The organism is Sellimonas catena (assembly GCF_027924685.1).
In the GTDB taxonomy this organism is placed as follows: domain Bacteria; phylum Bacillota; class Clostridia; order Lachnospirales; family Lachnospiraceae; genus Sellimonas; species Sellimonas catena.
In genome coordinates this window covers 20,398-32,813 of the sequence record NZ_BSBO01000001.1, presented here as the reverse complement: position 1 = coordinate 32,813, position 12,416 = coordinate 20,398, and the positions used below count along the sequence as shown (strand labels likewise).

The 12,416-nt window shown below is 48.2% G+C and carries 13 protein-coding genes; 11 read left to right on the top strand and 2 right to left on the bottom strand.

Annotated features, from left to right (window positions below):
- Window positions 1-44: 44 nt before the first annotated feature.
- On the bottom strand, window positions 45-587 hold the full coding sequence (gene yfcE / locus Selli1_RS00180; RefSeq protein WP_191426745.1) for a phosphodiesterase: 543 nt from the start codon (window positions 585-587) through the stop codon (window positions 45-47).
- A 151-nt stretch (window positions 588-738) separates the two neighbouring features.
- Between yfcE and rsmD the strand changes: the two genes are divergently transcribed.
- Together rsmD and Selli1_RS00170 are read left to right on the top strand one after the other, a co-directional pair.
- Window positions 739-1,290 carry a 16S rRNA (guanine(966)-N(2))-methyltransferase RsmD gene (gene rsmD / locus Selli1_RS00175; protein ID WP_087167839.1) on the top strand — a complete coding sequence of 184 codons (552 nt, stop codon included), beginning with the start codon at window positions 739-741 and terminating at the stop codon, window positions 1,288-1,290.
- A gap of 73 nt (window positions 1,291-1,363) precedes the next feature.
- Window positions 1,364-1,945, top strand: coding sequence for an ATPase (locus Selli1_RS00170; protein WP_087167840.1), 582 nt, complete (start codon window positions 1,364-1,366; stop codon window positions 1,943-1,945).
- 6 nt (window positions 1,946-1,951) lie between these two features.
- Here the strand turns inward: Selli1_RS00170 and Selli1_RS00165 are convergent, their stop codons facing one another.
- Window positions 1,952-2,881, bottom strand: a complete 930-nt coding sequence (locus tag Selli1_RS00165) for a transporter (protein WP_242960111.1) — start codon at window positions 2,879-2,881, stop codon at window positions 1,952-1,954.
- A gap of 115 nt (window positions 2,882-2,996) precedes the next feature.
- On the opposite strand from Selli1_RS00165, the gene Selli1_RS00160 reads away from it, so the two are divergent.
- From Selli1_RS00160 to Selli1_RS00120, 9 genes are all read left to right on the top strand, one after another.
- Complete coding sequence (locus Selli1_RS00160) at window positions 2,997-4,436, top strand: aminoacyl-histidine dipeptidase (protein WP_087167841.1); 1,440 nt, start codon at window positions 2,997-2,999, stop codon at window positions 4,434-4,436.
- Window positions 4,437-4,637: 201 nt separating this feature from the next.
- Window positions 4,638-5,171 (top strand): nitroreductase family protein, encoded by a 534-nt coding sequence (locus Selli1_RS00155; protein ID WP_087252341.1) that lies wholly within the window; start codon window positions 4,638-4,640, stop codon window positions 5,169-5,171.
- A gap of 235 nt (window positions 5,172-5,406) precedes the next feature.
- Window positions 5,407-6,249 (top strand): M23 family metallopeptidase, encoded by an 843-nt coding sequence (locus tag Selli1_RS00150; protein ID WP_243424854.1) that lies wholly within the window; start codon window positions 5,407-5,409, stop codon window positions 6,247-6,249.
- Between the two features lie 58 nt (window positions 6,250-6,307).
- On the top strand, window positions 6,308-7,714 hold the full coding sequence (locus Selli1_RS00145; protein ID WP_087252342.1) for an RsmF rRNA methyltransferase first C-terminal domain-containing protein: 1,407 nt from the start codon (window positions 6,308-6,310) through the stop codon (window positions 7,712-7,714).
- Window positions 7,711-8,445, top strand: coding sequence for a pseudouridine synthase (locus Selli1_RS00140; protein ID WP_281871982.1), 735 nt, complete (start codon window positions 7,711-7,713; stop codon window positions 8,443-8,445). The genes Selli1_RS00145 and Selli1_RS00140 overlap by 4 nt, the downstream gene beginning before the upstream one ends.
- Window positions 8,446-8,457: 12 nt before the next feature.
- Window positions 8,458-9,135: an HAD family hydrolase gene (locus Selli1_RS00135; RefSeq protein ID WP_191426781.1), complete on the top strand. Its 678-nt coding sequence runs from the start codon at window positions 8,458-8,460 to the stop codon at window positions 9,133-9,135.
- Window positions 9,125-11,029 carry a YgiQ family radical SAM protein gene (locus tag Selli1_RS00130; RefSeq protein ID WP_281871977.1) on the top strand — a complete coding sequence of 635 codons (1,905 nt, stop codon included), beginning with the start codon at window positions 9,125-9,127 and terminating at the stop codon, window positions 11,027-11,029. The genes Selli1_RS00135 and Selli1_RS00130 overlap by 11 nt, the downstream gene beginning before the upstream one ends.
- A gap of 18 nt (window positions 11,030-11,047) precedes the next feature.
- Window positions 11,048-11,827, top strand: coding sequence for an SDR family NAD(P)-dependent oxidoreductase (locus Selli1_RS00125; protein WP_087167844.1), 780 nt, complete (start codon window positions 11,048-11,050; stop codon window positions 11,825-11,827).
- Window positions 11,828-11,839: 12 nt separating this feature from the next.
- Window positions 11,840-12,415, top strand: coding sequence for a hypothetical protein (locus tag Selli1_RS00120; RefSeq protein ID WP_281871975.1), 576 nt, complete (start codon window positions 11,840-11,842; stop codon window positions 12,413-12,415).
- The last annotated feature ends 1 nt before the right edge of the window (window position 12,416 follow it).

Sequence of the window (12,416 nt, the reverse complement as noted above, 5' to 3'; positions counted from 1 at the left end):
AGAGCATCGCGTGAAAATCATGACGGATGCCTCTGCCGTTTTTCTTACATGGAATAGATCTGATATTCCTCTCCTTCCAGAGTTTTCCAGTGAAAGGTACCATTTTCAAGAATCATATAGCTATGCCGGCTGTTTTCTTTTGGAAGAGAGACAGATCCCGGATTCAGATAAGTAAAGGTCTCTGTTTTTGTACATGCAGGCACATGAGTATGTCCGTGAAGCAGGATATCTCCTTCCTGAAGAAGCGGTGGTGTCTGCAGATTATACTGATGACCATGTGTAACAAAAACCATCCGGTCCTTTTCGGAAATCAGACAGTAGTCTGCAAGAATAGGAAAATTGAGAACCATCTGATCGACTTCGCTGTCACAGTTTCCACGCACACAGAAAATGCGTGATGCAAGAGGATTGAGCAGTTCAATCACCTTCTTCGGATCATATTCCGCAGGAAGATCATTGCGCGGGCCGTGATAGAGGATATCTCCAAGAAGAACCAGACGGTCGGCGGATTCGTTTTTAAATGCTTCCAGCATTTTCTTGCAGTAAAAAGCGGATCCGTGGATATCGGATGCAATAAAATATTTCATAGCAGTATTCCTCCTTTTCTCAAAAAGTGTATCACAGTCTAAAAAAATACTCAAGCTCTGCCCGATAGTGATTTGACAGAAAAAGGATCCATCCGATATAATAAGTGGCAGAATCATACTGCCTTTTCAGGTGGAAGAAAGGAATAAAAACATGCGTGTAATAGCAGGAAGTGCAAAACGATTGCAGCTAAAAACGATAGAAGGGCTTGACACAAGGCCGACAACAGACCGGATCAAGGAGACACTGTTTAATATGATTTCCCCGGAACTTGCCGACTGCCGGTTTCTTGATCTGTTCAGCGGCAGCGGAGCCATCGGGATTGAAGCATTAAGCCGTGGCGCGCGGACCGCGTATTTTGTAGAAAAAAACCAAAAGGCGGCAGCCTGCATCCGTGACAATCTGAAACATACCAGACTGGAGGATCGGGCGGTCCTGATGAAAACGGATGTCATCAGCGCACTGAGAAAAATGGAAGGAGAAGCGCCGTTCGATTTCATTTTCATGGATCCGCCGTATCATGCGGGAGCAGAGTTTGAAGTATTTGATTATCTGAGATCTTCTTCACTCGTCAGCGAGGATACACTGATCATTCTGGAGGCATCTTTGGATACTGATTTCAGTTTTCTGGAGGAGATGGGATACGAGATTATAAAAGAAAAAAAATATAAAACAAACAGGCATATTTTTGTCGAAAGACGTTGAGTTCTTTCGTGGAACGTGATAGAATAACAAAGTAAATGACAGGATTTGTCGAAGTAAGAAGGAGAGTGTAACTATGAGCAGCCGAATTGAGCAGATTATTGATGAAATTGAGGAATACATAGATAATTGTAAGTTCCAGCCATTATCCACGACAAAGATTATTGTGAACAAAGATCAGATCGACGAGTTGTTGAGAGAACTCAGAATGAAGACGCCGGAAGAGATCAAGCGTTATCAGAAGATCATCGATAATAAAGACGCAATCCTTGCAGATGCCCAGACAAAGGCAGATACGATGATTCAGGAAGCAAAAGCAAAGACAGACGAGCTTGTAAGTGATCATGAAATCATGCAGCAGGCATATGCACAGGCAAACGAGATCGTAGCGGCTGCTACGGAACAGGCACAGCAGATTATTGACAGCGCGACTGAGGATGCAAACCAGCTCCGCATGGGTGCCATGGGATATGCAGATGATCTGATGGCAAAAGTAGAAAATATGATCGGACATGCGCTGGATAATTATACATCCAAGTATGACAGCCTTGTCAATTCCCTTCAGGAATCTTACGACATGGTACGCAATGACCGCGAGGAACTCCGGATTCAGGATGAGACAGAAGCAGAGTTCGCTCAGGCTATGGATGAGGAATAATAGCTGCTACAGTATTTGAATATAGAGATACGCCATGAGACTGGCTGCCGCACCGGCAGCCAGTTTTTCTGCAATATACGGAGTGATTTTCAGACCACTTCCATTCAGCATGCCGTTTGTCTGTGCACCGGCACAAAATCCTCCGAAGGCACAAAGTCCCATGATACAGGCATAGCGTAACGAAAAGGGAAGAGGGAGTGTTTCCAGCATTACCACTCCATTTGTGATCTCCAGAAAAGAAAGCAGCAGCCTGCCTGGAAGAGTACCGGCGAAGGGGAGCTTGCACGCAAGTTCCAGAAATACGGAAAATACAATAATATATCCCCCGATTTTGGTTATCGTTTCAAAGCTGTCCATAATTGACAGATCAAGTACATCCATGGAAAAACGTCCGTTGTCTCCGTGAAAAACTGTCGGTGCCGGATGGGTTTCTTTTTTCAGATAGATCCTGCAAAAGGCGAAGCTCAGTACCACGGGAACAAGAAGAAAAATTATCATGGATCCAAAGACAAGAGAAGGGTCCCCGATCGTCTGGCATACTACAAACCCGGCCATAAAACCAGGGCTGGTATTATTGCAGAAAGAGAGCAGATATGCCCCCTCGCGGGATGAAATCCTCCGGTCCCGCACCAGATCCGCCGTGACCTTCGCACCCATGGGATAACCGCATAAAAATCCGGTAAGCACCGCAAAGCAGCCGCCCGGACTGACAGAAAACAAAGGTCCGAGGACCGGATAGACAAGGCGTGAAATGTGCCGGATCAGACTGGTCCTCAGCATGATATTGACAATAATCAGAAAAGGAAGCAGAGTCGGAAGTACCGTCTCAAACCAGAGCAGCAGCCCGTTCCTGGCCCCCTGAAATACATCTCCCGGAAACAACAGCATGATGACAAATAGGAAAATCGTGAAAATGACAAAAAAATAACGTTTCAAAATCGTTCCTTTGGTAAAAATAGTCAATAAATTGTATGAAAAATATGGTGATTTTAGAAGCACTATGCTATAATAAGTTTAGATTTGGTAAAAAACGAGAGAAAGGGAGATAACAATGGCAGTACTGGAACAATTAGAACCAAAAAAAGTATTTCAGATTTTTGAGGAGCTTTCCTCTGTTCCGCGAGGAACATTTTACGATGAGAAAATCAGCAACTGGTGTGTGGACTTTGCAAAAAAACGGAATCTGGAATACATACAGGACGATGCGGGGAACGTCATCATCAAAAAGCCGGGAACATCTGGATATGAAAATTCGGAGCCGGTCATTCTGCAGGGACATATGGATATGGTCTGCGAGAAAGTGGAGGGCTCAGATCACGATTTTGAGAATGATCCTCTGGAGCTTTATGTAGAAGACGGATATGTAAAAGCGAAAGGAACAACACTTGGCGGTGACGACGGAATTGCCATTGCCTACGCATTTGCGCTTCTCGACAGCGATGATATTCCGCATCCGCCGCTGGAAGTTATTGTGACAACAGACGAAGAGATCGGAATGGGCGGAGCCAATGCCCTTGACATGTCACAGATCAAGGGAAATATTTTCCTCAACATCGACGGAGAAGAGGAAGGCATTATTCTTGCAGGCTGTGCAGGAGGTGTTCTTGAGACTTTGAAGATTCCTGCAGAGCGGGAAGAAAAGAGCGGTTCTGTGATGAGAATCAAAGTAAGAGGACTCCGGGGAGGACATTCCGGATCCCAGATCCACGAGCAGCGTGGAAACGCAAATAAAATCATGGGAAGAATCCTGAATCATCTCGATCAGGGTACTGAGATTGCTCTTGTATCCGTAAGTGGAGGTTCCCAAGATAATGTCATTGCCGGTACGGCAGAAGCAGTAATTGCAGTGGCAGATCCGAAGAAGGCTCAGGAGATTGTATCTGACATGGAAGCTACATTAAAGGCAGAGTTTTCCTCTGATGAACCGGATCTTCAGGTTCCGGTTACCGTCACGGAAGAGACGGTACAGGCACTCACAAAAGAAGTCACAAAGAAAGTGATTTTTGCAATGGTCTGCACACCGTACGGTGTACAGGGACTCAGCAGAGATCTTCCAGGTGTGGTAGAGACTTCCCTGAATCTTGGTATTGTAAAAACTGATGAGACAGCCATCTCCCTGATGTACTATCTGAGAAGCAGCGTGAACTCCCAGATGCAGGAATTAAAATCCATTTTCCGGACATGGGCTGAAATGCTTGGAGGCACTCATGAAGAGAGTGGAGAATATCCTGCATGGATGTATCAGAAAGAATCAAAAATACGTCCTCTGATGGCGGAAGCATACAAGGAAGTCACAGGTAAGGATGCCGTGATTTCTACTGTACATGCCGGACTGGAATGTGGCCTTCTGTCTGCGAAAAAGCCGACACTGGACTGTGTTTCCTTCGGACCGGATATCCCGGATGTACACTCTGTCAATGAGCGTCTGGATATCGAGTCAACCGCGCGTGTATGGGAAATGATCAAAGTGGTTCTCGCAAAACTGAAATAAAACAGAATGTGGACGCCGCGCCGGTGACAGGAATGCTGCCGGCGCGGAACTCTTTGTTTAACAGGAAACTCCGTTCCCTGTTAAACAAAAAACGCTCCGCGGGATGCGCACTCGCGCAAAGCAGAAATTAGTCGCTAAAGCGACCGCGCTCGGCGCGAGAGTTCCGCAAGCGGAACTCTTTATTCTGAAAAGGAGGATATTATGGAATTACAGAATGCATTGGAAACAAGAAGAAGTATCCGGAAATATCAGGCAAAACCGGTGGAGCCTGAGAAAATCCGCCAGATGATCCAGGCGGCTATTCTTGCTCCGTCCTGGAAGAATTCTCAGGTTACGAGATATTATGTCGCACAGTCTGAAGAGGCACTGAAAAAGGTAAGAGAAGCGCTGCCGGAGTTTAACCGCAATAATACAAAAGATGCCCCGGTTCTGATCGTTTCCACCATCGTTAAGGGCCGTTCCGGATACAATGTGGATGGTACTGCCTCCAATGAACTGGAAGACGGCTGGGGATGCTACGACTGCGGCATGCAGAATATGAATCTGCTTCTGAAAGCGACCGAACTTGGTCTGGGAACCCTTGTAATGGGAATCCGGGATGCCGGGAAACTGAAAGAGGTATTTGAGATTCCGGAAGAAGAGATCGTTGTCAGCGTGATCGGAGTCGGATATGCGGATGTAGATCCGGAAATGCCGAAGAGAAAAAGCGTCGATGAAACCGCGAAATTTTATTAAATTCAAATCTGAAAACAAAACTGCCGGATTCCCTGATGAACCGGCAGTTTTTGTTTAACAGGAAACTTCATTCCCTGTTAAACAAAAAGGCTCCGCAGGATGCGTACTCGCGCAAAGCAGAAAATTAGTCGCTAAAGCGACTGCGCTCGGCGCAAGAGTTCCTCTTGCGGAACTCTTTGTCATATCCCGGCCGGACATTTCATACTACTAGTCAAAAAGGGGGAAGCTGGCACATATGCAGAGACGCAGAGGATATATGCAGTTTCTGATACTGGTTCTTCTTCTGATTCTGGAAGGAGCTGCCATTCCCAAATTTCAAAATGACGCATCCTATTTTTCCCTTGGCAAAAGCGTTGTTTCGGAAGAGTTTTTCCGCAGTCATGAACTGACAGAGGAGATGGTCTCGTATATGAGAACTTCCAAAGAACCGGGACGGGCGGCCGGACTGTTTCTTCTGGAACAGAACTTCCACTCGGATATTTCTTTTCCTTCACTGACAAAGCAGAATTTTCAGAAGATCGAAAAACAGTGGCGGGCCAGCCCGTCTTATTCCGCCTATATGGCAGCCTGCGAAAAGATCTGGGCGGATGTCCGGTATTTTCCGGTTATGTTCTGGAAAGAGGAGCCGGATCTTACCGTCACCTACGAAGATTCCTGGATGTATGAGCGGACTTACGGAGGAAAGAGGGGACACGAGGGGACGGATCTGATGGCATCCGAAAATAAAAGAGGGATTTTCCCGATTGTCAGCATGACGGATGGAACGGTCACAAGTAAAGGATGGCTTCCGAAAGGAGGATGGCGGATCGGGATCACGGCACCTCACGGAGGCTATTTCTATTACGCTCATCTGGATTCTTACGCGGATGTGGAAATCGGGGAGGAGATAGAGGCGGGCGACCTGATTGGGTATATGGGTGACAGCGGATACGGAGACGAGGGGACAACGGGTAAATTCCCGGTACACCTGCATCTTGGGATTTATCTGGAAGAGCCGGACGAAGAAATCAGTATCAATCCATACTGGATTCTCCGATATGTGGAAGACTCCAAACTTTTCTGTAGAAAAAGTGACTGAAGCATGGAGAATTTGCTGCAGGTATGGTATACTGACTCTGTATGCGAAAGGAGAAAATATGGAGTTACCAAAAGCATTTGAAGAGAAAATGAAAACCCTCCTGGGTGAAGAATTTGATGCATATACGGCCTGCTATGAGGAGCCGCGCTACTATGGCCTCCGTGTCAATACTTCCAAAATCAGCGTGGAAGAATTCCAAAAGATCTGTCCGTTTTCCATTACCCCGGTTCCGTGGATCGAAAACGGATTTTATTATGACGGAGAAAAAGAAAGCCCGGCCAGACACCCGTATTATTACGCAGGTCTTTATTATCTGCAGGAGCCAAGTGCCATGACACCGGCCAACCGCCTGGATATTACACCGGGGGAGAGGGTGCTGGACGTCTGTGCCGCTCCCGGCGGAAAGGCAACGGAACTTGGAGCGAAGCTTCAGGGAGAGGGCGTGCTGATCGCCAATGATATCAGCAACTCCCGGGCCAAGGGACTTTTAAAGAATCTCGAACTGTTCGGAATCGGAAATATGCTTGTTCTGAGCGAGGAGCCGGGAAAGCTGATGGACTACTTCCCGGAATATTTTGATAAAATTCTGATCGACGCTCCGTGCTCCGGCGAAGGGATGTTCCGGAAAGATAAAAAGATGATGAAGGCATGGGAGGAACACGGCCCTGAGTTTTTCTCAAAACTTCAAAGAAGCATTCTGACCCAGGCCGCAGCAATGTTGAAGCCGGGCGGAATGCTTCTGTATTCCACCTGTACGTTTGACCCGCTGGAAAATGAGGGAAGCGTCTCCCGGCTTCTGGAACAGTATCCGGAGTTTGAACTTCAGGAGATCCGCCCATATGAAGGATTCCGGGAAGGACGCCCGGAATATGCTTCCATCCGTCAGGAAGAGTTTCGTAAAACCGTCCGGATTTTCCCACATCACATGAAAGGCGAGGGACATTACCTTGCCCTTCTGAAAAAGGGGAACGGGGAAGGTTCCGAAACACAGACATCCAGGATTCACCCGGCGAAAGGAAGAAGTGCTTCCTACGAGAAACTGCCGGAAGATCTGAGAAATTTTTTGCAGCTTGTGCACCGTCCGTTTGATGCCGGCCGGTTTGATATCCGTAAAGACCGGGTTTACTATATGCCGGAAGGCCTTCCGGATCTTACCGGCATCCGCTTTTTGCGAAGCGGTCTTCTCATTGGAGAACTGAAAAAAGGAAGATTTGAGCCAAGTCAGGCGCTTGCCATGAACCTGAAAAAAGAGGAATATGAGAATATTCTCGATTTTCCGCTTTCAGATGAGCGTGTGATCAAATATCTGAAAGGTGAGACGATTCTCACCGATGATCTGACCGGGCCGAAAGAAAAGGGATGGTATCTCGTCTGCGTGGACGGATATCCACTTGGATTCGGAAAGCTTTCCCAGGGCACGTTGAAGAACAAATATCTTCCAGGATGGAGATGGATGTCATCATGATGCGGTTAGATCGGATTTTAACAGAGATGGGAGCAGGCAGCCGGCAGGAAGTCAAAAAGCTGATCCGCAAAGGACAGGTCAGCGTGGATGGAGAGATCATCAAAAAGCCGGAGGTCAAAGTAGAGGAAAAAACCGCCAGGATCCGGTGCCTTGGCATTTCGTACCGGTATGAGCCTTATGTTTATTATATGCTCCACAAACCGGCCGGTGTCGTATCTGCGACAGAGGATTCCAAAGAGCGGACCGTACTGGAGCTGCTGGAAAATCCGGCAAGAAAAGATCTGTTTCCGGTGGGACGCCTTGACAAGGACACAGAGGGGCTTCTGCTTCTGACAAACGACGGAGAGCTGGCCCATCGTCTCCTGTCACCGAAAAAGCATGTAGATAAGACATACGAGGCTGTCATTTCCGGTATTGTCACGGAAGAGGACGCAGCCGCATTTGCACGGGGAGTGGATATCGGAGACGATACTCTGACACTTCCGGCAGTGCTGGAAATTTTAAAGACCGATCCGGAACAGAATTGTTCCGAAATTTCCATCACAATACAGGAAGGACGCTATCACCAGATCAAACGGATGTTTGAGGCGGTTGGAAAGCGCGTTGTTTATCTGAAACGAATCCGGATGGGAACATTGAAGCTGGATCCGGAGCTTCCCAAGGGGGCATCACGCCGGCTGACAGAAGAAGAAATTGATGCGTTAAAACAGGCCTGGGCAAAGGAGAGCTAAATGAGAACAGATATGACTGAAAAAACAAAAGCAGTGATCTTTGACATGGACGGGACCCTGATCGACTCCATGTGGATCTGGCCGGACATTGATGCATATTATGTAAAAAAATATCATCTGGAGCTTCCGGATGATTTTCACAGAGCGATCGAGGGAAAGTCCTACCATGAGACGGCACAGTATTTCCGGGATACATTTGACATGGCACTATCGACCGAAGAAATCATGGACGAATGGACCAGCCTTGCCTACCAGAGATATACCGAGGAGGTCACGTTGAAACCGGGAGTGGAGGAATTCCTCCGGTATGGGAAGGAAAACGGAATCCTGTTCGGAATTGCGACGAGCAACGGAAGGACTCTTGCTGAAGCAGCACTGAAAGCGCTTCAGATCGATACCTATTTTACGGCCATGCGGACTTCCGGGGAGGTAAACGTTGGAAAGCCGTCTCCGGATATTTACCTCAAGGTGGCTGAGGACATGCAGGTCCGGCCGGAGCACTGTCTTGTGTTCGAGGACGTGCCGATGGGGATTCTGGCAGGAAAACGCGCGGGCATGCAGGTGTGCGCCGTCTACGATGAGTTTTCCCGTCCACTGGATCAGGAAAAGAAAAAACTTGCCGACTATTACATCCATGATTTTCACGATGTAATGGATCGCATCAAAGAGAGGAACACAGATGGAAAATAAGTTTTTACCGGTCTCCCGAAGAGAGATGGAAGAGCGGGGATGGGATCAGGTTGATTTTGTCTACATCAGCGGAGACGCCTATGTAGACCATCCGTCCTTTGGACACGCCATCATTACAAGACTTCTGGAGGCTCATGGATACAGAGTCGGGATCATTGCACAGCCGGACTGGAAGGACAAGAACAGCATTACCGTTTTCGGGGAGCCAAGACTTGCATTTCTTGTATCGGCCGGAAATATGGATTCCATGGTCAACCATTACAGCGTTTCCAAGAAGCGCAGAAGCCATGACGCCTATACGCCGGGCGGCGTCATGGGGAAACGTCCTGATTACGCCTGCGTCGTCTACGGAAATCTGATCCGCCAGACGTACAAAAAGACGCCGGTGATTCTCGGCGGAATCGAGGCAAGTCTCAGAAGACTGGCCCATTACGATTACTGGTCTGACCGGCTGAAACGCTCCGTGCTTCTGGATTCCGGAGCGGATCTGATTTCCTACGGAATGGGAGAACGCTCTATTGTGGAAATCGCAGATGCATTGAACGCCGGAATCCGGGTGGAAGACCTGACTTATATTGACGGGACTGTCTGCAAGGTCAAAGACCGGGAAGCGATATATGACGCCGTGGAGCTGCCGGCCTATTCCGAGCTTCAGAAAGACAGGCTTCGTTATGCCGAGAGTTTCTATACCCAGTACTGTAATACGGATCCGTTTACGGCAAAGCGGCTGATTGAGCCGTATTCGGAGCACGTCTATGTCGTACAGAATCCGCCTGCAAAGCCGTTGTCCCAGACCGAGATGGACGATGTGTACGCGCTTCCTTACATGCGGACCTATCATCCGATGTACGAAAAGGACGGAGGAATTCCGGCCATCTCAGAAGTGAAATTCAGTCTGATCAGCAACCGGGGATGTTTTGGTGCCTGCAGTTTCTGCGCACTGACATTCCATCAGGGCAGAATCATTCAGACAAGAAGTCATGAGTCCCTTATTGAGGAGGCGAAACTTCTGACGGAGGAGCCGGATTTCAAAGGATATATTCACGATGTAGGCGGACCGACTGCCAACTTCCGGCATCCGGCCTGCGACAAGCAGCTGACTCACGGAGCATGTAAGCACAGACAGTGCCTGTTCCCGAAACCATGCAAAAATCTGAATGTGGATCATAAAGACTACCTGAAGCTCCTGCGAAGCCTCCGGGAAATACCGAAGGTCAAGAAGGTCTTTATCCGTTCCGGTATCCGGTTTGATTATGTCATGGCAGATCCGGATGATACCTTTATGCGGGAGCTTTGCGAATATCACGTAAGCGGGCAGCTCAAAGTAGCGCCGGAACATATTGCGGACCCGGTTCTTCAGATGATGGGAAAACCGGAGAATTCCGTGTACCGCGCATTTACTGAAAAATATAAAAAGATCAACGAACAGCTTGGAAAGAAACAGTATCTGGTTCCATACCTGATGTCGTCTCACCCGGGCTCCACCTTAAAAGAGGCGGTGGCTCTTGCGGAATATCTGCGGGATCTTGGCTATATGCCGGAACAGGTGCAGGACTTTTATCCGACACCGTCCACCATCTCTACCTGTATGTACTACACGGGAGTCGATCCAAGGACAATGAAGCCGGTATATGTACCGAAGTCCCCGCATGAGAAGGCGATGCAGAGGGCGCTGATTCAGTACCGGAATCCGAAAAACTATGAGCTGGTCATGGAAGCTCTCAAAAAAGTAGGGCGGGAAGACCTGATTGGTTTTGGAAAGCATTGTCTGATCCGTCCAAGACAGACAAAAGAGGACCGGTATTTTGCAAAAAAACGGCAGCAGTCAAAGGAGGCTGCAGCACCGAGGAAAAAGAAAACCATCAGAAATACACATAAGAAAAAGAAAAAATAGCAGCAGGGAGGAATATATATGAGGATTGCAGTTGTGACAGGAGCATCTTCCGGGATCGGGAGAGAGTTTGTAACCCGGATCCCCGCATTTTACAGGCAGCTTGATGAGATATGGATCACAGCCAGAAGAGCGGAAAGGCTGGAACAGGTCAAAAAGACCGTGGAGGAGAAAACCGGGATCTATGTCCGGATTTTTGCAGGCGATCTGGAAAAAGATCTGATCTATAAGCAAATCTTAAACCGCCTCGAGAATCAGAATCCGGATGTCCGGATGCTTGTAAATGCCGCCGGATTTGGAAAAATCGGAGAGGCAAAAGAGATTGCCGGGCACGATCCGCAGGCCCAGCTTCGGATGATCGACGTCAACTGCCGCGCGCTCACGAAAATGACGCTGATGATCCTCCCGTACATGAAAAAGGGAAGCAGGATTTTAAATATATCAAGCGGGGCAAGCTTCTGCCCGCAGCCTGGATTTACAGTTTACGCGGCAACAAAGGCGTATGTCACCAGCTTCTCCAGAGGACTCGCCGAAGAGCTGAAAAAAGACGGAATCATTGTGACAGCGGTCTGCCCGGGACCTGTGGATACGGAATTCTTTGAGGTGTCCGGAACCAATAACAGCAAGGCCAAACAGGCAACGATGGTTTCGGCGCAGGATGTAGTCCGGACCGCACTGCTGGATGCAAAAATGAAAAAGCCTGTTTCTGTTCATGGAACATTGATGAAAGGGGCAAGGATCGCCGGTAAACTGATGCCGGAGAATGTCATCTTTTACGCCATGGACAAATGGATGAAATAAAGGGGAGCATTTATGAAAATTACAAAAGGGATGCCAGGTTATATCAGGGATCAGAAGAAAAAGCGGATCCTGATCACCATCCTTCTTTTTGGGATCAGCATTGCCGTCTTTCTGACCGGATATCTGACAACACACACGAGAAACAATCTGCTTACCATCGTGGCGATTCTGGGATGCCTTCCGGCCGCCAGATCCGCTGTCGGAATGATTATGCTGCTGCCATACCGGTCTTTTGAGGAAGAGAAAGTCAGGGAGGTGGAAACAGCGGCCGCCGGAATTCTTTCCGCTTATGACATGGTGCTTACCAGCTCGGAGAAAGTAATGCCTGTAGATGTGCTCCTGATTTCCAGACACCTGATCTGCGGGTATGTTTCCAGAACCAAGGTTCCTCCGGCAGAGGTGGAGGCATATCTCGTCAGGATTCTGAAAGAGAATCATTACGACAAAGTAACAGTCAAAATTTTTACTGACTACGATTCCTTTCTGAAGCGGGCCGAAAGTTTTGGAGAAACAAAGCAGAAATCAGAAGGGCAGCCGGACAGAGCGGTGCGTGAAATGCGCCGGCTGATTCTGACGGCTGCGGTATAGG